Below are 21,786 nucleotides of genomic sequence, written 5' to 3'. Positions count from 1 at the left end.
GCCTGTGCGACGCCGGATGAGAGAATGGTCCCGATGCCCTCCGACGCCCCCTCGAACCTGCCGCCCGTCCTCCGACCGGAGAACCCGCCGCGACGCGACCTCGCCGAACTCGCCCGACGCTACGGCGTGCGCACCGTCGGAGACGTCGACGGCACGACTCTCACCGGCATCACGCTGGCCACCGCCGACCTGCGCGCAGGCGAGGCCTTCGTCGCCATCCGCGGCGTCAACCGGCACGGTGCGGAGTTCGCGCCCACCGCCGCCGCACGCGGTGCGGTCGCCGTCATCACCGACGCCGCAGGCGCCGAGATCGCCGGTCCCGCGGGTCTTCCGATCGTCGTCGTCGACGATCCCCGCGCGCTCCTCGGCGAGCTCTCTGCGTGGGTCTACGGCACCGGTCCCGACGACCAGCTCCCCCAGCTGCTGGCCACCACGGGCACCAACGGCAAGACCAGCGTCTCGCACCTGCTCGAGGGGATCCTCGACCAGCTCGGCGTCGTGACCGGGCTGTCGTCCACGGCCGAGCGGCACATCGCGGGCGAGGTCATCGTCTCGCGCCTGACCACCCCCGAAGCCTCCGAGTTCCACGCTCTCCTCGCGCTCATGCGCGAACGCGGCGTGCAGGCGGTCGCGGTCGAGGTGAGCGCCCAGGCGCTGACCCGTCACCGCGTCGACGGGCTGATGTTCGACGTCGCGGGGTTCACCAACCTCACGCACGACCACCTCGACGACTACGCGGACATGCGCGAATACTTCGAGGCGAAGCTCCCCCTCTTCCGCCCCGACCGCGCCCGCCGCGGTGTCGTCTGCCTCGATTCGGCGCCCGGCGCCGAGATCGCCGCCCGCGCCGAGATCCCGGTCGTGACTATCGCGACCCCCGCCATCAGCGAAGACGCCGCCGCCGCGGCATCCGCCGATTGGACCGTCGACATCGTCGACGAACGCCAGGAGGGCACCGAGTTCACCCTGAGCGACGGCAAGGGTCGCTCGTTGACCACCGTCGTCCCGGTGATCGGCCGCCACATGGCCGCCAACGCCGGTCTCGCGATCGTCATGCTCCTCGAGGTCGGCTACACCTGGGAGCACCTCTACAGCACCCTCGACGGCTCGCACATCGAGGCCTCGCTCCCTGGCCGCACGCAGCTCGTCTCGGGGGCCGAGGGCCCCGCGGTCTACGTCGACTTCGGTCACTCCCCCGACGCGTTCGAGAAGACGCTCGCCGCGGTCCGTCGGGTGACCCCGGGCAAGGTCGTCATGGTGTTCGGCGCCGACGGCGACCGCGACGCCACGAAACGCCACGACATGGGCCGCACGGCGGTCGAGGGCAGCGACATCCTCGTCGTCACCGACCACCACCCCCGTCACGAGAACCCCGACACGATCCGCGAGGTCCTCGTCGAGGGGGCGCGCCGGGCGCGACCGGATGCCGAGATCCTCGAGTTCACGCCGCCCGAGCGCGCGATCCTCGAGGCCGTGAAGCTCGTCGGCGAGGGCGACGCGATCCTCTGGGCCGGCCCCGGTCACCAGGACTACCGCGACATCCGCGGGGTGCGCACGCCCTACTCGGCGCGCGAGCTGTCGCGTCGCGCCCTGCGCGCGGCCGGGTGGCCCGTGCCCGACCCGCAGTGGCCCGTGCCCTACCCGACCGACAGCACCCCGTCGTCCGACCCCGAGCGTCCGGTGGACTTCCCGGCCTGAGGCGCGGGTAACGCGACATCCCGTCCCCCTGGCCCGGCTCAGGGGCCCTCCAGACGAGGAGGGTGAGCCGCAGGGCTTGACCCTCGGGGACCTGCCACTACGAGGGGCCGAGCCCGCGGGGGTCAGCGCACGCGCGGGCCCCTTCGACAGGCTCGGGGACCTCTCCCATCACGAGGGGGCTGAGCTCGTCGAACCCGCCGCCCGGCCCGCCTCAGCGCGCGGCGATGAGCGCGTCGGCCGTGCGACGCGCCCAGGCCTCGGCCTCGGCGAGGGACTCGCGGGTGAGCGTCGTGGGCGGCTCGTGGCGGTCGACCACGCGTTCGATCAGTTCGACGATCTCGAGGAAACCCAACCGTCCCTCGTGGAATGCGTCGACGGCTTGTTCGTTGGCGGCGTTGAAGACGGCGGGGTAGGTCGCCCCGGCCCGGCCGACCTGTTTCGCGAGGGCCACCGAGCCGAAGGCCTTCTCGTCGAGCGGCTCGAACGTCCACTCCGAGGCGCGGGTCCAGTCGAGCGGGGCCCCGACACCCGAGATCCGGTTCGGCCAGTCGAGCCCCAGCGAGATGGGGAGCCGCATGTCGGGCGGCGACGCCTGGGCGATGGTCGAGCCGTCGACGAACTCCACCATGGAGTGCACGATCGACTGCGGATGGACGGTCACGGCGATGCGGTCGTACGGCACGTTGAAGAGCAGGTGCGCTTCGATCACCTCGAGCCCTTTGTTGACGAGGGTGGCCGAGTTCGTCGTGACGACGCGCCCCATGTCCCACGTCGGGTGAGCGAGGGCTTCGGCGGGGGTGACGTTCTGCAGCTCGTCCCGCGAGCGTCCTCGGAAAGGGCCTCCGGATGCCGTGAGCACGAGCCGACGCACCTCGCCGGCGTGACCGGATCGCAGCGCCTGCGCGATCGCGGAGTGCTCCGAATCGACGGGCACGATCTGCCCCGGCGCGGCGAGGGCGGTGACGAGGTCGCCGCCGACGATCAACGACTCCTTGTTGGCGAGCGCGAGGGTGCGCCCCGCTTCGAGCGCGGCGATCGTGGGGCCGAGCCCGACCGATCCGGTGATGCCGTTGAGCACCACGTCGGCCTCGACGTCGCGGACGAGCTGCTCCGCCTCGACCGCGCCGAGGGCCGTGTGCTCGACGCCGAAGGCCGCGGCCTGGGACTCGACGCCGGCGCGATCGGTGCCGGCGGCGAGTCCGACGACCTCGAATCGGTCGGCGTTGTTCGCGATGACGTCGAGCGCCTGCGTTCCGATCGAACCGGTGGAACCGAGGATGAGGACGCGGCGCATTCCCTCAGCCTACTTAGCCCGCCATGTCGGCGTGCTGGACCCCGAGGATGTCGACGACGAAGAAGAGGGTCGAGTTCGCGGGGATGTCGCCCTGGGCCTTGTCGCCGTAGCCCGCGGCGGGCGGGATGACGACGACGACCTGCGAGCCGACGGTCTGCCCCTCGAGCGCCTGGCGGAACCCGTCGACGACCTGGTTGGTGACGAACTGGGCCGGGGTCCCGCGCTGCCAGCTGGAGTCGAAGACCTGACCGCTGTCGTAGAGCGCGCCCGTGTACTGCACGATGACCTGATCGCCCGGGTTCACGACCTCGCCCGCGCCCTGGCGCAGGTTCTCGATGCGGACCTCGGTGGGCGCCGGAGCCGTCGGCTGGGGCAGCATCTGCTTGCCGTCGGCGTTGGTCGTGGTGGTGGGGGCGCCGTTGTCGTCGAACGTCACCGCGGGCATGCCGTCGACGGGAGCGACCTCGGTGCCCTCGGCGCGGGCCGGCAGCTCGGAGATCGAGTCGGCGACCAGGACGAAGGCGGGCGAGCCCTCGCCGAGCGTGCCGGCGGGGAACGACGAGACGGTGCGCGACCCGAGGGGGGCGCACTCGAGGGCGGCGCCGAAGATCTGCTGGGGCGAGATGAGCGTGTCCATGCCGTTCGGCTCGGTGTCGAGCGTCTGCAGCTGGACGGCGCCGGAGGCGGTGTCGATCAGCGTGAAGTTCGCCTTGAGGACGTCGCCGGCCTTCACCTGCTGGCCCGTGCCCTCGACGAGGGTCGTGCGCTGCAGGGCGGTGGGGTTGTAGCCGTCGGGAAGGGTGACGCTGACCTTCGACTGGAAGTCTCCCGACACGACGAGACCGTCGGGGGCCGGGGCGTCGGCGAGCGCACTCTGGCACTGTCCCGCGTCGGCCGACCCGCTCGCGTCGGGCGTCGACGCCTCGTCGGGCGTGCCGGAGCATCCGGCCAGCAGCAGGGCCGCGGCGGCGACGACGGACAGGGAAGCGATCGGGCGGAAGCGCACGGGTGACCTCTCGGAGCAAGACGGGAAGACCCCATCCTCGCGCATTCGGCTTTGCCGCGGCTGGGAGGCCGGTGCGCGTCCTCGCTCGTGCGCGTTCGTCGTGTACACGCGCGCACCATGCACGCCCGGGCATGCGGCGGCGAGTAGCCTCGACGGGTGAGTTCCGACCTGCCCGCCGAGACCCCCGTGACCGTGCCGGAGCAGATGGGCGCGACCTACCGCCTCGGACGTCTCCTCATCGCCCCCCTGGCGCGTGCCGTGTACCGCCCGCGCATCGAGGGCCGCGAGAACGTCCCGCGCATCGGCCCCGTCATCTTCGCGAGCAACCACCTGTCGTTCATCGACTCCATCGCCATCCCTGTCGCCGCTCCCCGCCCGGTGCACTTCATGGCGAAGTCGGCCTACTTCGAGAAGTGGGCGTCGCGTCAGTTCTTCACGGCGATCGGCGCCATCCCGGTCGAGCGCGGCGCGGGCCAGAAGGCGCTCGAGGCCCTCGACCAGCAGCGCGCCCTGCTCGAGGACGGCCGCGCCGTCGCGCTCTACCCCGAGGGCACGCGGTCGCTCGACGGTCGCCTGTACAAGGGGCGGACCGGGGTCGCGTTCCTCGCCCTGCAGACCGGAGCCCCGGTCGTGCCGGTAGGACTCATCGGCACCGACAAGGTCATGCCGGTGGGCGCGAAGATCCCCACGACCAAGGAGCGCATCACGGTGCGTTTCGGCGCCCCCCTCGATCTCTCCCCCCACGGGGCCGCTTCCTCGGGCCGCGCGCGCCGTGGCGCCACCGACGAGATCATGGCCGCGATCCACGCCTTGAGCGAGCAGGAGCTCGCGAACGCCTACAACGAGGCTCCGGCGCAGAACCCGATCGAGCGCATCAAGCAGGTCCTCCCCCACGAGCGGCTCTGAGCGCCCGCGTCTCACCGGCTTTTCCTCCTTGACGGAACGGCGACCTGCGAGCAGGGTCGAAACCGACGGCCCGAACCGTCGTCGCCACAACGAGGAGGCACCGTGAAGAAGTTCGTCAACGACCCCGCCGACGTCCTGGCCGAGGCCCTCCGCGGCATCCAGGTCGCTCATCCGGACGTGCGGGTGGATGCCGAGAACCGGGTCATCCTGCGCGCGGAGCCGACGCGGTCGGGCAAGGTCGCGCTGGTGTCCGGCGGCGGATCGGGGCACGAGCCGATGCACGGCGGTTTCGTCGGGCGGGGAATGCTCGATGCCGCGGCCGCCGGAGAGGTGTTCACCTCCCCCACTCCCGACCAGGTGCTCGCCGCCACGCAGGCGGTCGACTCGGGCGCGGGCGTGCTGCACATCGTGAAGAACTACACCGGAGACGTCCTCAATTTCGAGATGGCGGCGGAGCTCGCCGCGGCCGAGGGCGTGCAGGTGGAATCGGTCGTCGTGGCCGATGACGTCGCCGTGACCGATTCGACCTGGACCGCGGGTCGCCGTGGAACGGGTACCACCGTCATCCTCGAGAAGATCGTCGGCGCCCTCGCCGAAGAAGGGGCTGACCTCGCGGCGGTCGCCGAGCTCGCGCGTCGCGTCTCGGCCGCTGGCCGGTCGATGGGCGTGGCTCTCACGAGCTGCACCGTCCCCGCCGCGGGTCGCCCCACCTTCGAGCTCCCCGACGACGAGATGGAGGTCGGTGTCGGCATCCACGGCGAACCCGGTCGCTCGCGCGTGAAGCTGGCATCCGCTCGAGAGATCGCGAAGCTCATGGTCGACCCGATCGTGCACGATTTCGGCGAGCCCGTGGGACCGGCGATCGTGCTGTTGTCGGGCCTGGGCGGCACCCCGCTGATCGAGCAGTACCTGTTGTACGGAGAGATCGCGCCGCTGCTGGCCGAGGCCGGCGTCGACGTCCAGCGCGTCCTGATCGGCGACTACATCACGAGCCTCGACATGGCCGGCGCGTCGGTGACCGTCGTGAAGGCCGACGACGAGATGCTGCGCCTGTGGGATGCGCCCGTCGTGACCCCGGGGCTGCGGTGGGGCGCATGAGCGGGGCGGTCTCGACCGACGACCTCGTCGCGTGGGTGCGCGTGTTCCGCGACGCCGTCCACGCGCACAAAGACGAGTTGACGCGCCTCGACTCCGAAATCGGCGACGCCGACCACGGGTCGAACATGGCACGCGGTCTCGACGCGGTCGTCGCCAAGCTCGATCCCGCTCCCGCGAGCCCCTCCGACCTGTTCAAGACGGTCGGCATGACCCTCGTCTCGTCGGTCGGCGGAGCGAGCGGTCCGCTGTACGGCACGCTCTTCCTGCGCATGGGCCCCGCGCTGGGCACCGAGACGGAGGTGGATGCCGCGACCCTCGGCGCCGCGCTGCGCGCCGGGGTCGAGGGGGTCGTCACCCGCGGCAAGGCCGAGCTGGGCGACAAGACGATGATCGACGCCCTCTCCCCCGCCCTCGACGCGTGGGACGCCGCGGCCGCTGAGGGCCCGGCTGAAGCCGCTCGCGCCGCAGCCGACGCCGCGGCCCGTGGGCGCGATGCGACCGAACCGCTGGTCGCGCGCAAGGGCCGGGCGAGCTACCTCGGCGAGCGCAGCGCCGGACACCTCGATCCGGGCGCCACCTCGGCGACCCTGCTGCTCGAAGCCCTGCGCGACACCCTGGCGGGAGCCGCGTGATCGGGATCGTCGCCGTCTCGCACTCCCGCGCCCTCGCCGAGGCCGCCGTGCATCTAGCCCTGCAGATGGGCGGGGCGAATCCGCCCGAGGTCCGCGTCGCGGCCGGCGGCCCCGACGACGATCTCGGAACGGATGCCGTGGCCATCGCCGCCGCGATCGACGAGGCGGACTCCGGGGACGGCGTCCTCGTCCTGATGGACCTCGGGTCCGCGATCCTCAGCGCCGAGACGGCCCTCGAGTTCGTCGCGGCGCCGGACCGTGTGCGCCTGAGCCCCGCCCCCTTCGTGGAGGGTCTCGTGGCGGCCGTGGTGACCGCCGCGGGCGGGGCGGACCTCGAGACCGTGTCCCGGGAGTGCGCCACCGCCGCGGGAGCGAAGGCGAGTCAGCTGGGCGACGACGCCGGGGAGTCGGCATCCATTCCGCAGGGTGCGGAGAAGGCGTCGGAGGATCAGTCGCTGTCGTTCGAGGCCGTCGTGACCAATCCCTCGGGCCTGCACGCGCGTCCGGCCGCGACCTTCGTCAAGGCCGCCTCGCGCCACGATGCCGAGGTGCGCATCGCCGACCTCGAGACCGGATCCGACGAGGTGTCGGGGCGGAGCCTGCTCGCCCTGATGGCGCTGGGCGTGCGGCAGGGTGCGCGCGTCCGCGTGAGCGCCTCGGGCCCCGACGCACGTGCGGCGCTCGACGAGCTGCACGCTCTCATCGCCGACGGGTTCGGCGAAAGATGACGGGGGCGGTCGAGCGCGTCAGCGCGTGACGCTGAGCAGGCGGCGCGCGAGGGACTCCTCGACCACCAGCTCGGTGACGAGGTCGGCGGCCAGCGCGCCGCGCAGGCCGTCGAGCTTGGAGAGGCTCGACACCACGCAGAAACGACGGGGAATGCGCCGCACGGTGTCGAGGTCCGGCCCGCTCGAGCGGGCGTTGAGCTCGGGGATGTCGCTCGAGCCGTCGGCGCGGTAGAACACGGTGGCGCAGTCGCCGACCACGCCCTCGCGCTCGATGACCGCGCGGTCCCGCTCGTCGAAGTAGTCGCCGCTGTAGACGTGGGAGGGCACGTCGGCGTGCGGGGAGCCGAGCCCGAAGACGAACAGGCCGACGCGCTGCTGGATCTCGAGCACCGAACGCACCGAGCGCTCCCGCCACATCGACTGCTTGGTGAGGGGGTCGTCGAACAGCGCGGGCACCGGGAATTGGTGCACGGACGACGACCAGGCCGCGCCGAACTTCGACAGGATCTCGCCCGCGTACGGGATGCCCGAGGTGCGCACGTTGGCCGCGCCGTTCATCTGCACGATGTGGGTGTCGTGGACGTCCTTCTGGGGGACGTGGCGGGCCACGGCCGAGAGGGTCGACCCCCAGGCCACCCCGATCGTCATCGACGACTCGACGCGCTCCGCCAGGATGCGCGCGGCGGTCAACGCCGTGCGCTCGAGCCGCTCGGCCTCGGAGGTGCGCGGGGGCGTGGGCACGACGTGCGCCGTGATGCCGAAGCGATCGGCGATGCGCTGGGCCATCTGCCCTCGGGCGTCGTCGGGCGGGCTGATCGAGATCGTGACGAGGCCGACGTCGCGGGCGTGCTGGAGCAGACGCGACACCGATGAGCGCGAGACCCTCATCTCGTGTGCGATGGCATCCATCGTGAGGTCCTGCATGTAGTAGAGCTGCGCCGCGCGCAGGGCGTCACGGGAGCGCTCCTCGGCCTGCGTCACCACCGTCCGGTTACCTTCATGAACACTATTCTGCACGTTTGTTCAAGGGGCTTGCAACAACGTGCAGACAAGCGCATTGTGATCGTCGTACCAACAACGAAAGGTCGCAGTCGACATGTCGTCCCCCGCTACTCCGCTCCGCGCCGACGTCCAGGCGCTCCGCGACGCCGAGAACCTCGACGTCCTCATTATCGGAGGGGGCATCAACGGCCTCGCCACCCTCCGCGACCTCGCCCTCCAGGGCGTGAGCGTCGCGCTCGTGGAGCGCGGCGACTTCGTCTCCGGCGCCTCCTCGGCCTCCAGCCACATGGTGCACGGCGGCATCCGCTACCTCGAGAACGGCGAGTTCCGCCTCGTGAAGGAGGCGGTCACCGAGCGCAACGACCTGCTCAAGACCGCGCCCCACTACGTCAAGCCGCTCGAGACGACGATCCCGATCTACAAGACGTTCTCCGGCATCCTGTCGGCGCCCTTCCGCCTCCTCGTGACGCACGGTCGCGGCAAGCCCAATGAGCGCGGTGCGCTGCTCATCAAGGTCGGCCTGATCATGTACGACACCTTCTCGCGCGACGGCGGGTCGGTTCCCCGTCACACCTTCCTCGGCAAGAAGAAGTCGCTGTCCGAGCTACCCAAGCTCAACCCCGACCTCGCCTACACCGCGACCTACTTCGACGCCTCGATGCACGACCCCGAGCGCATCGCCCTCGACGTGCTGCGCGACGGCATCGAGGCCGGCGCGGGCCGCACCCAGGCCGTCAACTACGTCTCAGCCGTCGGCGCCGACGCGAACGGCGTGCGCGTGCGCGACGAGGTGTCCGGCGAAGAGTTCAGCGTCAAGGCGAAGGTCGTCCTCAACACGGCCGGGCCCTGGACCGACCTGGCCAACCAGGCGATGGGCCTCGACACGAAATTCATGGGCGGCACCAAGGGCTCGCACATCGTCCTCGACAACCCCGAGCTGCTCGCCGCCACCGGTGGTCGCGAGATCTTCTTCGAGCACTCCGACGGCCGCATCGTCCTCATCTACCCCCTGAAGGACCGCGTCCTGGTCGGCACCACCGACATCGACGCCGATCCCTCGAAGCCGGTCGTGTGCACCGACGACGAGATCGAGTACTTCTTCGACCTCATCGGCCACGTCTTCCCCACCATCGGCGTGGACCGCTCGCAGATCGTCTACACGTTCTCGGGCATTCGCCCGCTCCCCCGCCACGACGACACCGCCCCCGGCTTCGTCTCGCGCGACTACCGCATCGTCGAGGACGAGGTCGCGGGCGTCCCCGCCATGAGCCTCGTCGGCGGCAAGTGGACCACCTTCCGCGCTCTCGCCGAGCACCTCAGCATGAAGACACTGCAGAAGCTGCGCCGCCCCCACCGCGTCAGCACCCAGGGCCTGCCCATCGGCGGCGGGGCAGGCTTCCCCGCCACGCCCGAGCAGCGTCGCCGCTGGATCGCCGCGCGCACGAATGCGCACTCCGCGGAGCTCGTCGAAGCGATGCTGGAGCGCTACGGCACCCGCGCCGACGCGATCCTCGCCGCCCTGCCCGCCGAGCCGACGCCGGTTCCCGACGCCGCCGGGTACTTCCGCGAGGAGCTCGCGTTCATCGCCGAGAACGAGCAGGTCGTGCACCTGATCGATGTGCTGCTGCGCCGCACGCACCTGGCGTTCGTCGGCGGCATGACCGAGCGCACCCTGCAGGAGGTCGCCGAGGCCGTCGCCGAGCCCCTCGGATGGGACTCCGCGCGCGTCGACGAAGAAGTGGCCCGTACTACTGAGATTCTCCGCTCCGCCCACCGTGTCGACCTGGCACAGGCCGGAGTGGCCCGAATCTGAGAGAACGTGCGGGCGCGCCACCTGTTGCGCGCCCGCACGTGAGCCGTAGGTTCGGAGCACCGAGCCGCACTACCGCCCGAGCCGAAGGTGTCCGGGTGACGAAAGAAAGGTCGATGACGACATGCAAGAAGTGAACCTGGGGCTGTACTTCCTCTCGGAGGTCGTCGGCACCGCGATGCTCATCCTGTTGGGCTGTGGCGTGGTCGCCAACGTGGCCCTCGCCAAGACCAAGGGCAACGCCGGCGGCACCCTGATGGTCAACTGGGGTTGGGGCCTGGCGGTCTTCGCCGGTGTCATCGTCTCCGCGTACTCCGGCGCTCAGCTGAACCCCGCCGTCTCGATCGGCCTCCTGGTCGCCGGCAAGATCGCCTTCGTCCAGTTCCTCGTGGCCGTGGCCGCGCAGATGGTCGGCGCCATCATCGGCGCCGTGCTCGCCTGGGCGTCGTACAAGCAGCACTTCGACGACGAGCCCGACCCCGCCGCCAAGCTCGGCGTGTTCTCGACCGGTCCCGCGATCCGCTCGTACGGCTTCAACTTCCTCACCGAGGTCATCGCCACCTTCGTCCTGGTGTTCGTGATCTTCGGCTTCGGCGACTACGGCGTGGCCGACATCGGCGTCCCGGGCGGCATCGGCGGCCTCGCGGCCGTCCCCGTGGCCCTGCTCGTCGTCGGTATCGGCGCCTCCCTCGGCGGCCCGACCGGTTACGCGATCAACCCGGCCCGTGACCTCGGCCCCCGCATCGCCCACGCGATCCTCCCCATCAAGGGCAAGGGTTCGAGCGACTGGGGCTACGCCTGGGTTCCGGTCGCCGGCCCCCTCGTCGGTGGTCTGCTCGCGGGTCTGCTGGCCCCCGTGCTCCTCGGCCTCGGCAAGTAACACCTCGGCGGGGGCGTCGCCCGGCGCCCCCGCCCCTCTTCTCCACCTCTTCACCCGTTCACTGAATTCAGACAAAGGAGTCCATCCATGGCCGACTACGTCCTCGCCATCGACCAGGGCACGACCTCGACGCGCGCGATGATCTTCGACAAGTCCGGGAGCGTCGTCTCCGTCGGACAGAAGGAGCACGAGCAGATCTTCCCGCGCGCGGGATGGGTCGAGCACGACCCCGCCGAGATCTGGCGCAACACCCAGGAGGTGATCGGCCTGGCCCTCAGCCGCGCCGACATCACCCGCCACGACATCGCCGCCGTCGGCATCACCAACCAGCGCGAGACCGCGGTGGTCTGGGACAAGAACACCGGCAAGCCCGTGTACAACGCCATCGTCTGGCAGGACACGCGCACGCAGTCGATCGTCGACCGTCTCGCTGACGGCGACCCGGAGCGCTACAAGAGCATCGTCGGTCTGCCGCTGGCGACCTACTTCTCGGGCACCAAGATCGTCTGGATCCTCGAGAACGTCGACGGAGCCCGCGAGAAGGCCGAGGCCGGAGACCTGCTCTTCGGCACGACCGACACCTGGGTGCTGTGGAACCTGACCGGCGGCATCGACGGCGGCGTGCACGCGACCGACGTCACCAACGCCAGCCGCACGCTGTTCATGGACCTCGAGACGCTGTCGTGGCGCGAGGACATCCTCGCCGATTTCGGCGTACCGGCCTCGATGCTCCCCGAGATCCGCTCCTCCTCCGAGGTCTACGGCACCGTCGAGTCCTCGTCGCTGCTGCGCGAGACGCCGATCGCCGGCATCCTGGGCGACCAGCAGGCCGCGACCTTCGGCCAGGCGGCCTTCGATCCGGGTGAGAGCAAGAACACCTACGGCACGGGCAACTTCCTCATCTTCCAGACGGGCGAAGAGATCGTCCACTCGAAGAACGGTCTGCTCACGACGCTGGGCTACAAGCTCGGCGACCAGCCCGCCCGCTACGCGCTCGAGGGATCGATCGCCGTCACCGGCTCGCTCATCCAGTGGCTGCGCGATCAGCTCGGCATCATCTCCTCGGCTCCCGAGGTCGAGAAGCTGGCCGAGAGCGTGGACGACAACGGCGGCGTGTACTTCGTCCCGGCGTTCTCGGGTCTGTTCGCGCCCTACTGGCGTCCCGACGCCCGCGGCGCGATCGTCGGCATGACGCGCTACGTCAACCGCGGCCACATCGCCCGCGCCGCCCTGGAGGCGACCGCCTTCCAGTCGCGCGAGGTGCTCGACGCCGTCAACGCCGACTCCGGCGTCGACCTGGCCGAGCTCAAGGTCGACGGCGGCATGACCGCCAACGACGCGCTCATGCAGTTCCAGGCCGACATCCTCGGCGTGCCCGTGGTGCGCCCGGTCGTCGCCGAGACCACCGCCCTGGGTGCCGCGTACGCCGCGGGCCTCGCGGTCGGCTTCTGGGACAACCTCGACGACCTGCGCGCCAACTGGCAGGAAGACAAGCGCTGGGAGCCCAACATGGACGACGGCGAGCGCGAGCGCGAGTTGCGCCTGTGGAAGAAGGCCGTCACCAAGTCGATGGACTGGATCGACGACGACGTGCGCTGATCCCGCTCCTCACGAACGCACCCCCGTCGGCCTCGCGCCGGCGGGGGTGCGTCGTTCGCGGGGCGCCGGGTTCCTGGCATCCGGATGCCGAGGACTCAGCGCTGCGGCTTGGGGTATGCCGCCCGGACGGCGTCGGACTGGAGGTAGTCCGAGACGCCGATGAGGAGGATCGCGAAGAGGATCTGCTCGGTGACCACCCAGAACGGGTAGAGCCCCGGGATCGCCGCGAGCACGAGCGCGACGACCGGGAAGATCCGGCTGAACAGCTGCAGGCGGCGGAACGCCCAGTACCACCCCGCGCGGGCGCGCCAGAGGAAGTAGAACAGGGTCGTCGTGATCGCCAGCACCACGAGACAGCGCATCCAGACCGCGAAGCCGACGTCGTCGCCGTTCGCGGTCATCACCAGGGCGATGACGACCGTGGCCACGCCGAGGACGAAACCGGCCGCGAGCAAGAGGGTGATCGCACGGAACGCCCGGCGGACCTTCGGATCGACGGAGACGGGAACGCGATGATCGGCCTGGCGGCCTCCCGCGATCCGGTCGAGACGGCGCAGGGCGGGTTCGAGCTGCATGGGCTCACTGTACGACGCCGCCGCATGCTCCTCGTATGCGCGACGCGGCGTGCTCAGTTCGCGGTCACCTCGGGCTCGTGCCGAACCGGGAAGTTGACCGAGTTGGCGATGAAGCACCACTCGCGCGCCTGGCGGTGGGCCGCGCGCGCCGCCTCGATCATCGACTCGTCCGCCACGCGGACGCGCGGGCGCAGCACGACCTCGGTGAACGCTCCCCCGCCGTTGCCGTCCTCCTGCAGGGTGCCCGAGGCGTCGTCCTCGTAACCGGTGACCACGACGCCCACCTTCACGCACGCGTAAAGGTACGACAGCAGGTGGCACTCGCTCAACGCCGCGATCAGCAGTTCTTCGGGGTTCCACTTGGCGGGGTCGCCGCGGAAGGGCTTGTCGGCGGATGCCGCGATGGCGGGCTTCCCGTCGACCTCGAGGGTCACGGCCCGCTCGTAGTCGCGATAGCCGCTCGTTCCCGTGCCCAGATCGCCGGTCCAGGTCGAGCGCAGGCGGTAGTGGTGCTCTCCGTTCATGTCCCCAGTCTGCCCCTCCTCCCCGCGTGAGTCGCCGAGATTCGTCGCTTCGCTTCTCGGAGAGCGACAATTTCCGGCGACTCACGCGCCGGGTCCAGAACAGGCCCCGCGATACGATGGACGGATGCCCGCTACGCCCCCCGCCTCCGTCGAACTCGCCGTCGTCGACCGCAACGATTTCGTCGAATCCCGCCACTACGGCGTCGCCGTTGTCCTCGCCCCCGACGGGTCCGAGAAGCTGACCCTCGGCGATGCGAGCGCGCTCTTCCTCCCCCGCTCGAGCATGAAGCCCCTGCAGGCGCTGGCGTGTCTCTCGGCGGGCGCCGAGCTCGCCGACGAGCGTCTCGCGATCTCGATGGCGAGCCACGCGGGCACCGAGCGCCACGCCGAGGTGGCTCGCGGCATCCTGCAGTCCGCCGGCCTCACCGAAGATGACCTCGGGTGCCCGGCGGCCTGGCCCGCCGACACCGCGTCACGCGACGAGATGGTGCGTGATCACGCCGCGCTCTCGCCGCTGCGCATGAACTGCTCGGGCAAGCACGCCGCGATGCTCCTGACCTGCGTGGCGAACGGCTGGAGCACGGGCGACTACCTCGATCCGCAGCATCCGCTGCAGGCGCACATCCGCGAGGTCATCGAACGTCTCGTGGGTGAGCGCATGACCACGACGGCGATCGACGGCTGCGGAGCCCCCGTCTACGCCATGAGCCTCGTCGGTCTCGCACGGGCCATCCAGCGCATCGCGACGTCGTCGGAGCGCTCCCCCTTCGCTCTGCACCGCAGCGCCGGAACCCTCGTGCGCGCCGTGCGCGAGCACCCGTGGACCATCGACGGCCCCGGCCGGCCCGACACGATCGTCATCGAACGCCTCGGGGTCTTCTCGAAGATGGGCGCCGAGGGCGTGCAGGTCATGACCGCCCCCGACGGCACCACGGTCGCCCTCAAGATGCTCGACGGCTCGAATCGCGCCGGGCATGTCGTCGCGTTGCGCCTGCTCGAGAGGGTCGGGGCTCTCACCGCCGCGGCGGTCGACGACACCGTGGCGCAGCTCTCGCTGTCGATCCTGGGCGGCGGTCGCGAAGTCGGTTCGATCCGCTCCGCGGTCTGACCCCGACGCCCCGCCCCTCCACGGTGCAGGGGCCGTTCAGATGCCCCCGTCGACCGAGCGCGGGTGGGCGATCGGCTCGTCCGGGACGAGCACCTCGGTCTCGCGGTTGAGGCTCTCGCCGCGGAAGAACGGCTTCGATCCCGGGAACAGGTACCAGAGCACCATCAGCACGACCCCGATCGCCAGCGCCCCGATACCGACGACGAAGGTGCCGCCGATGCCGAGGAGCACGGTGTTGCCGTACTCGGGGTGGTACATGTCGACGGCCGACTGCACGAAGGCGTACGTCAGCATGAGGGCTCCCAAAAGGGGCAGGATGCCGCGGTAGACGAGGTTCTTCGCCGACGAGAACAGCTCGCGTCGGTAGAACCACACGCAGGCGTACCCCGTCATCGCGTAGTAGAAAGCGATCGCGAGCCCGAGCGACAGGATCGAGTCCTGCAGGATGTTGTCGCTGATGATCGTCATGCCGACGTAGTAGACGCTCGCCACGACGCCCATCACCAGCGTCGAGAAGGACGGCGTGCGGAAGCGGGGGTGCACCGTCTGGAAGCGGTGCGGCAGCGCCTTGTAGGCGGCCATCGCGAGCGTTCCCCGCGCGGTGGGGAGGATCGTGGTCTGCGTCGACGACACCGCCGAGATGAGCACGGCGACGATCAGGACCCACCCGAACGGGCCGAATAGGTCGTCCTTGAGCGCGAGGAACACGTCGTCGGCGTTGGCGGGATTGGCCAGCCCCGATCCTTCTTCTCCGACACCGGCGTACATCATCGCCGCCACCGTCACCGTGACGTAGGTGCCGAGCAGGATGACGGTGGTCAGGAGCGCGGCGCGGCCCGGGATGCGCTTGGAGTCCTTGGTCTCTTCGTTGAGCGCCAGGCAGGTGTCCCACCCCCAGTAGATGAACAGCGCGAGCAGGACGGCCTCGGTGAATCCGCTCCAATCCGTGAACCCGAAGGGGTTGAACCACGCGAGATCGAAGGGGGTGGGGTTCGGCGCCGTCCCGTCGAAGAACTTCCACAGCGCCAGCACCACGAAGAGGGCCAGCACGAGGTACTGCACCGCGAGCAGGATGTTCTGGATCCGCTCCCCGATCTCGACTCCGCGGTAGCTCACGTAGGTCATCGCGGCGATGAAGGCCACACCTGTCACCGTGACGAGCGGCACGTTCTCGGCGAGGGAACCGTCACCGATGAGCGACCACAGGTAGATGCCGGCGATCTGCGACAGGTTGGCGAGCACCACCATTCCGGCGACGGCGACACCCCAGCCCCCCATCCACCCGACCCAGGGGCCGAACGCCTTCGTCCCCCACGTGAAAGTGGTGCCGCAGTCGGGCATCTCGTTGTTCAGCTCGCGGTAGGCGAAGGCGATGAACAGCATCGGGATGAAGGCCAGCACGAACGCGATGGGCGCCGACGCCCCCACTGCGAGGACGACGAAGCCGAGAGTTGCGACGAGGGAATACACCGGTGCGGTGGATGCCAGACCGATCACGGTCGAGCCCCACAGGCCCAGGGTGCCAGTGGCCAGGCCTTTGCCGGCCGTCCGTTCGGGTGCGGAGGTCATATGCCGAACGTAGAATCCGCGGTCTCCGCGGTCAAGATGAATTTCAGGCGGAGCGGCGGGCGACGTCGAGCACGACGATCGAGATGTTGTCGCGTCCGCCGTTCTCGAGGGCGGCGGCCATCATGGCCTCGACGGCCGCGGCCGGGTCGGCGTTCGCCTCGAGGAAATGACGGATGCCGAAGTCGGTGAGCTCTTTGGTGAGACCGTCGGAGCAGATCACGAAGCGATCGCTGTCGAGCACGTCGAGGCGGAGGTAGTCGGGCTTGACGCTGTCGCTCGGTCCCACGGCTCGAGTGATCACGTTGCCGTAGGGGTGGTTCTCGGCCTCTTCGGGGCTCAGACGCCCGGCGGCGATGAGCTCTTGCACCACGGAGTGGTCGGTCGTCACCTGGACGATCTCACCATCGCGCAGAAGATACACGCGCGAGTCGCCGATGTTCAGCGTCACCCAGTGCGGTTCTTCGGTGTGGGTCTCGAGGTACACGCCGGTGAGGGTGGTTCCGGTGCCCTCGTCGGTGGTCTCGGGGTGGGCCACGATGTCTTTGACCGCCCGCGAGAGCGCCTTCTCGATGTTCTTCGTCGAGACCGGGCCCGTCGCGACCACGGCACGGAGCCGCTCGACGGTGCTCGCGCTCGCGATCTCTCCGCCGAGATGCCCGCCCATGCCGTCGGCGACGACGAACAGCGGGAAGTCGGCGAGGACGGCGTCCTGGTTCACCTCGCGGCGGCGTCCGACCTCGGTGCTGGCCGCCCACGACAGCTCGAGAACGGTGTCACCGAGCGGGACGGTGCGCGTGTGGGTGGTCACCTCGGGCACGAACGATCCTCCGGTTGGCCGACGACTGCGCCGGCGGAAACGCACGGCCCTGTCATCTTAGTCGACGCTCGGGCACGATCCGAGGACGCGCCGCACCGACACATCCCAGCGGTGGCATTCATCCCGCGGCCGGATCGGCGGGCAGAGGAAGGATGCCGTCGATCTCGGCGAGATCCTCGGCGCTCGGCGTCCAGGCGGTGGCGGCTGCGGCATTGGCGCGCACCTGCTCTGCGCTCGTCGCGCCCGCGATGACGCTCGCGACCAGGGGGTTGGCGAGGAACCAGGCGAAGGTCGCCTCGAGCATCGTGATCCCGCGTGCATCGCAGAAGGCCTGGTAGCGCTCGAGCGCGTCCCAGGGGGCGTCACGCCACAGGTGGGGGCGCTGACGCATGATGCGGCTCCCCTCAGGGCCCCCGTCCCGCGTGAACTTGCCGGTCAGCAGGCCGTTGTGCAAGGGGAAGAAGGGCAGGAACCCGAGGCCGTAACGAGAGGCGGCGGGCAGCACCTCCCGCTCGGCGGCGCGGGCCAGCAGGCTGTACTGATTCTGGGCCGAGACGAACCGCACGCCGTCGGCGGCATGGTCGGCCTCGGCGATCCGCCACCCTGAGAAGTTCGAATGCCCGATGTAGCGCACCTTGCCCTCGCGGACGAGGTCGGCGAGGGCGCCGAGGGTTTCCTCGATCGGCGTCGACGGGTCGGGCGTGTGCAGCTGGTACAGGTCGATCCAGTCGGTGCGCAGGCGTCGGAGCGAGTCTTCGACGGCACGACGCACGTGCGCGCGGGATCCCTTGGACCCCCCGGTCACCGCGGGAGCGAAATCGGCGTGCCCGAACTTCGTGGCCAGCACGACCTGATCGCGGCGCCCCTCGAGCGCCTCCCCCATCAGCGTCTCGGACAAACCGAACTCGTGACCGTACATGTCGGCGGTGTCGAGGAAAGTCACGCCCGCATCGATCGCCGCATCGAGCACCGCGCGCGTTCCGTCGAGTGTCTCGGTGGCGGTTCCCGCTCGTCCGAAGTTGTTGCACCCGAGTCCGATCGCCGAGACGCGGAGTCCGGAGCGGCCGACGGGACGGAGAGGCAGGTCTGCGGGGGTCATCCCTCCACGCTAGCGGCGGGAACGGCGAAGGGCTCCCCGCGGGTGCGAGGAGCCCTTCGTGAACGAGACCGGTGTGTCAGACCACGGGTCCGGCCGGCGGGGGCGGGGGCGTGGTGCCCGTCGCGGGCGGCGGCGGAGTCGTGCCGGTGGCCGGCGGGTTGTACGACTGCGGGGCCGGCGGCGGGGGCGTGCTGCCGTAGCCGGGAGCGCCGTAGCCGGAGCCGCCGACACCCGGGCCGCCGTTGCCGGAGACCTGCTGGGAGGGCTGCACGGGGATGCCGTTCCACACCGTCTTGTCGGCGAGGAAGGAGTTGGCCCAGGGGGCGGGGCGAATGGCGGGGTTCCACGGGTTGTTGCCGAACGCGAGGATCGCGAGGAAGATCCACTGCCCGAGGGGGCCGAGGATGAACAGCAGCAGGATCGGCCACTCACGACCGAACTTCGCGTTGACGCGGTAGGACACCATGATCAGCGCGACCACGATCGCGATGCCGGCCAGGAAGTTCAGGATCGGAATCGCCGTCGCCACGACAAGGGCCAGGATGACCCACGGCGAGAGGTCGCCCAGCTTGGCGAAGACCATGTAGTTGTAGATCGGGACCCAGGCGCGCCATTTGCCCTGGACGCCGGCCTTGTCGAAGATGCGCATCAGAAGGAATGCGCTGATGACGTATCCGGCGATGGAGAACAAGAAGATGAACAGGTAGACGATGCCGACCAGAGCGGCTTCGGCTCCACTCGTCGTCCCGTAGTCGCTGTAGGCGAGATAAGAAGTGTTCACGAGGTTCCTCTCGTACGGAGTCGTGCGCGTCGCGCGGCACCGGCGGGGCTCTCCCGCGCCTCACATGCTAGCGAAGCTGAGACTTTCCTGACAGGGGCACGCCCATGTCATACAATGAGCGCCACCTCGCCGGCCTCCCCCGGGCGGACCACCCACCCCGCGCCGGACGCCCAGCTCACGAACTCGTCGAGCGAGGCAATGCCGACGCCCTGGGACGCGAGGGATCGCACGAGCTCACCCTTCGCATGTTTGTTGAAGTGGTTGAGTGCGCGAGTCCGACCACCCGAGTCCTCGCTCATGACCCGCACGTAGGCCGAGGGGACACCCTCCGGCAGCGGCCCGAGAGCCGCGTACGCCTCCGAGCGCAGGTCGAGGACGAAGTCGGGTCGGCGCTGCGCCCACGCCTGTCGAACGGCATCCGCCCAGATCCGCCGCAGAGCCGGGGCGCCGGGTAGCGACGTCCCCGCCGCGAGGCGATACGGCGGGATGCCGTCGAGGGCACCGACCGGCCCGAACGGCGCCGACTGGATGAGGACGTGCTCGCCGAGCCATGAACGGGATGCCGCATCGAGGGACGCGGCATCCAGGGCATCGAACAAGACCCCGGTGTAGCGATCGATCGCCGGCATGGTCGGCGCCGTGCGCACCGCAGCGTTGTCGGCGATCTCGTGCCGACGCTTCGCACTGATCTTCAGGACGCGCGCCGCCTCGTCCTCATCGGCGGATAGCGCGACCAGCGCGGCGACGACCGTTTCGCGCGCGTCCCGGAGAGAAGGGAGCGCGAGGGACGCGAGATCCAGCATCGGGCCGTCGCCGCCGGGGCGCTTGGTCTCGGACGGGGGAAGCAGGACGAGCATGGGAACCTTCGGGAAAACAGCGACGCGCGCCGCCCGGAGAACCGGGCGACGCGCGTCAGCGATGAAGCGGCGTCAGGAGACGAGAGCGGCGTTTCCGGCGACGATGGTGAGTTCGTCGTCGGCCATCGACAGGAAGCCGTCCTCGGCGTTGGCCAGGATCTTCGTGCCGTCGGTGCGGGTGATGCGCACCTCGCCCTGGGCGAGGATCGCGAGCACCGGCTCATGCCCCTGCATGAAGCCGATCTCACCCTCGACGGTCTTGGCGACGACCAGCGTCGCCTCCCCCGTCCACACCTCGGCGTCTGCCGACACCAGGCTCACGCGCAACGACATGTCAGCCGTTCTCCTTCTGGATCTGCGCCCACTTGGCCTCGACGTCGGAGATGCCACCGACGTTGAAGAACGCCTGCTCGGCGACGTGGTCGAAGTCACCCTTGACGATCGCGTCGAACGACTCGATGGTCTCCTTGATCGGGACCGTGGAGCCCTCGACACCGGTGAACTTCTTGGCCATGTAGGTGTTCTGCGAGAGGAACTGCTGGATGCGGCGTGCACGCGACACGACGATCTTGTCTTCCTCGGAGAGCTCGTCGACGCCGAGGATGGCGATGATCTCCTGCAGTTCCTTGTTCTTCTGGAGGATCTGCTTCACGTTGGTGGCGACGCGGTAGTGGTCGGCACCGATGTAGCGCGGGTCGAGGATGCGGCTCGTCGAGGTCAGCGGGTCGATGGCCGGGTACAGACCCTTCGACGCGATCTCACGCGAGAGCTCGGTGGTGGCGTCGAGGTGCGCGAACGTGGTCGCGGGAGCCGGGTCGGTGTAGTCGTCGGCGGGGACGTAGATCGCCTGCAGCGAGGTGATCGAGTGACCGCGCGTCGACGTGATGCGCTCCTGGAGCACACCCATCTCGTCGGCGAGGTTCGGCTGGTATCCCACGGCGGAGGGCATGCGGCCGAGCAGCGTCGAGACCTCGGAACCGGCCTGCGTGAAGCGGAAGATGTTGTCGATGAACAACAGCACGTCCTGCTTCTGCACGTCGCGGAAGTACTCCGCCATCGTCAGGGCCGAAAGGGCGACGCGCAGACGCGTTCCCGGCGGCTCGTCCATCTGGCCGAACACGAGGGCGGTCTTGTCGAAGACACCCGCCTCTTCCATCTCGGCGATGAGGTCGTTGCCCTCACGGGTGCGCTCACCGACACCGGCGAACACCGACACGCCACCGTGGTCCTGCGCGACGCGCTGGATCATCTCCTGGATGAGGACGGTCTTGCCGACGCCGGCACCTCCGAAGAGGCCAATCTTTCCGCCCTGCACGTAGGGGGTGAGAAGGTCGATCGACTTGATGCCGGTCTCGAACATCTCGGTCTTGGACTCGAGCTGGTCGAAGCTGGGCGCCTTGCGGTGGATGCCCCAGCGCTCGGTGACCTCGATCGTCTCGCCGGGAGCGGCGTTGAGCACCTCGCCGGTCACGTCGAAGACCTTGCCCTTGGTGACGTCGCCGACGGGCACCGAGATGGGGCCGCGCGTGTCGCGCACTTCCTGGCCGCGGACCATGCCGTCGGTGGGCTTGAGCGAGATGGCGCGGACGAGATCGTCGCCGAGGTGCTGGGCGACCTCGAGGGTGATCTCGGTCGACTCGTCACCAATGGTGATCGTGGTCTTCAGCGCGTTGTAGATCTCGGGGATCGCGTCATGCGGGAACTCGATGTCGACGACCGGGCCGGTGACGCGCGCGACGCGTCCGACGACGGCCGCGTCGGTCTTCTCGGCGGTGAGGCTCATGGCTTCTTCTCTCCTTGGGA

The 21,786-nt window shown here is 69.8% G+C and carries 21 protein-coding genes; 9 read left to right on the top strand and 12 right to left on the bottom strand.

The features are described from left to right. Positions 1–33 precede the first annotated feature (33 nt). Complete coding sequence (locus OVA26_RS07250; protein ID WP_268103606.1) at positions 34–1,698, top strand: Mur ligase family protein; 1,665 nt, start codon at positions 34–36, stop codon at positions 1,696–1,698. 211 nt (positions 1,699–1,909) lie between these two features. On the opposite strand, the gene dxr is transcribed toward OVA26_RS07250, so the two are convergent. Further along, a complete protein-coding gene (gene dxr / locus OVA26_RS07245) occupies positions 1,910–2,992 on the bottom strand; it encodes a 1-deoxy-D-xylulose-5-phosphate reductoisomerase (protein ID WP_268103604.1) in 1,083 nt (360 codons plus the stop codon). 13 nt (positions 2,993–3,005) lie between these two features. Beyond that, positions 3,006–3,998, bottom strand: coding sequence for an FKBP-type peptidyl-prolyl cis-trans isomerase (locus tag OVA26_RS07240; protein ID WP_268103603.1), 993 nt, complete (start codon positions 3,996–3,998; stop codon positions 3,006–3,008). A gap of 204 nt (positions 3,999–4,202) precedes the next feature. Here OVA26_RS07240 and OVA26_RS07235 point away from each other — a divergent pair, with 204 nt between their 5' ends. The 4 genes from OVA26_RS07235 (at position 4,203) to dhaM (ending at position 7,362) form a co-directional block, all read left to right on the top strand. Further along, entirely contained in the window at positions 4,203–4,904 is a 702-nt protein-coding gene (locus OVA26_RS07235; RefSeq protein ID WP_143017802.1) for a lysophospholipid acyltransferase family protein, read from the top strand. A 102-nt stretch (positions 4,905–5,006) separates the two neighbouring features. Further along, positions 5,007–6,002, top strand: coding sequence for a dihydroxyacetone kinase subunit DhaK (gene dhaK / locus OVA26_RS07230; RefSeq protein WP_268103602.1), 996 nt, complete (start codon positions 5,007–5,009; stop codon positions 6,000–6,002). Beyond that, positions 5,999–6,634, top strand: coding sequence for a dihydroxyacetone kinase subunit DhaL (gene dhaL / locus OVA26_RS07225; protein WP_268103601.1), 636 nt, complete (start codon positions 5,999–6,001; stop codon positions 6,632–6,634). Before dhaK ends, dhaL begins: the two co-directional genes overlap by 4 nt. Next, entirely contained in the window at positions 6,631–7,362 is a 732-nt protein-coding gene (gene dhaM / locus OVA26_RS07220) for a dihydroxyacetone kinase phosphoryl donor subunit DhaM (RefSeq protein ID WP_268103600.1), read from the top strand. The genes dhaL and dhaM overlap by 4 nt, the downstream gene beginning before the upstream one ends. Positions 7,363–7,380: 18 nt before the next feature. On the opposite strand, the gene OVA26_RS07215 is transcribed toward dhaM, so the two are convergent. After that, on the bottom strand, positions 7,381–8,346 hold the full coding sequence (locus OVA26_RS07215) for a sugar-binding transcriptional regulator (RefSeq protein ID WP_056227175.1): 966 nt from the start codon (positions 8,344–8,346) through the stop codon (positions 7,381–7,383). A 112-nt stretch (positions 8,347–8,458) separates the two neighbouring features. Between OVA26_RS07215 and OVA26_RS07210 the strand changes: the two genes are divergently transcribed. The 3 genes from OVA26_RS07210 to glpK all read left to right on the top strand — a co-directional run bounded on the left by OVA26_RS07210 (position 8,459) and on the right by glpK (position 12,653). Further along, positions 8,459–10,177 carry a glycerol-3-phosphate dehydrogenase/oxidase gene (locus OVA26_RS07210; RefSeq protein ID WP_268103599.1) on the top strand — a complete coding sequence of 573 codons (1,719 nt, stop codon included), beginning with the start codon at positions 8,459–8,461 and terminating at the stop codon, positions 10,175–10,177. A 121-nt stretch (positions 10,178–10,298) separates the two neighbouring features. Further along, the gene (locus OVA26_RS07205; protein WP_074694200.1) at positions 10,299–11,054 is read left to right on the top strand and encodes an MIP/aquaporin family protein; all 756 of its coding nucleotides are present in this window, start codon (positions 10,299–10,301) and stop codon (positions 11,052–11,054) included. 87 nt (positions 11,055–11,141) lie between these two features. Beyond that, a complete protein-coding gene (gene glpK / locus OVA26_RS07200) occupies positions 11,142–12,653 on the top strand; it encodes a glycerol kinase GlpK (protein ID WP_074694199.1) in 1,512 nt (503 codons plus the stop codon). 95 nt (positions 12,654–12,748) lie between these two features. Here glpK and OVA26_RS07195 read toward each other — a convergent pair whose 3' ends face one another. After that, the gene (locus tag OVA26_RS07195; RefSeq protein WP_268103598.1) at positions 12,749–13,228 is read right to left on the bottom strand and encodes a hypothetical protein; all 480 of its coding nucleotides are present in this window, start codon (positions 13,226–13,228) and stop codon (positions 12,749–12,751) included. 53 nt (positions 13,229–13,281) lie between these two features. Next, positions 13,282–13,752, bottom strand: a complete 471-nt coding sequence (locus OVA26_RS07190; protein ID WP_268103597.1) for an OsmC family protein — start codon at positions 13,750–13,752, stop codon at positions 13,282–13,284. 124 nt (positions 13,753–13,876) lie between these two features. Between OVA26_RS07190 and OVA26_RS07185 the strand changes: the two genes are divergently transcribed. Beyond that, positions 13,877–14,860, top strand: coding sequence for an asparaginase (locus OVA26_RS07185; protein WP_268103596.1), 984 nt, complete (start codon positions 13,877–13,879; stop codon positions 14,858–14,860). 36 nt (positions 14,861–14,896) lie between these two features. Here OVA26_RS07185 and OVA26_RS07180 read toward each other — a convergent pair whose 3' ends face one another. From OVA26_RS07180 to atpD, 7 genes are all read right to left on the bottom strand, one after another. Further along, positions 14,897–16,429 carry an APC family permease gene (locus OVA26_RS07180; RefSeq protein ID WP_268103595.1) on the bottom strand — a complete coding sequence of 511 codons (1,533 nt, stop codon included), beginning with the start codon at positions 16,427–16,429 and terminating at the stop codon, positions 14,897–14,899. 43 nt (positions 16,430–16,472) lie between these two features. Then, positions 16,473–17,246: a PP2C family protein-serine/threonine phosphatase gene (locus OVA26_RS07175; protein ID WP_268103594.1), complete on the bottom strand. Its 774-nt coding sequence runs from the start codon at positions 17,244–17,246 to the stop codon at positions 16,473–16,475. 118 nt (positions 17,247–17,364) lie between these two features. Next, positions 17,365–18,345, bottom strand: a complete 981-nt coding sequence (locus OVA26_RS07170) for an aldo/keto reductase (RefSeq protein ID WP_268103592.1) — start codon at positions 18,343–18,345, stop codon at positions 17,365–17,367. 76 nt (positions 18,346–18,421) lie between these two features. Further along, entirely contained in the window at positions 18,422–19,126 is a 705-nt protein-coding gene (locus OVA26_RS07165; RefSeq protein ID WP_230704363.1) for a DUF5684 domain-containing protein, read from the bottom strand. Between the two features lie 107 nt (positions 19,127–19,233). Then, entirely contained in the window at positions 19,234–19,983 is a 750-nt protein-coding gene (locus tag OVA26_RS07160; protein ID WP_268103591.1) for a YaaA family protein, read from the bottom strand. 72 nt (positions 19,984–20,055) lie between these two features. Then, positions 20,056–20,316: a F0F1 ATP synthase subunit epsilon gene (locus tag OVA26_RS07155; protein ID WP_056227136.1), complete on the bottom strand. Its 261-nt coding sequence runs from the start codon at positions 20,314–20,316 to the stop codon at positions 20,056–20,058. Position 20,317: 1 nt separating this feature from the next. Continuing rightward, entirely contained in the window at positions 20,318–21,766 is a 1,449-nt protein-coding gene (gene atpD, locus OVA26_RS07150) for a F0F1 ATP synthase subunit beta (RefSeq protein ID WP_268103590.1), read from the bottom strand. Positions 21,767–21,786: the final 20 nt, after the last annotated feature.

The organism is Microbacterium sp. SL62, assembly GCF_026672635.1.
Taxonomy (GTDB): domain Bacteria; phylum Actinomycetota; class Actinomycetes; order Actinomycetales; family Microbacteriaceae; genus Microbacterium; species Microbacterium testaceum_A.
Note: the sequence above shows the minus strand (reverse complement) of the source record. Positions and strands in the feature narration are given on the sequence as shown.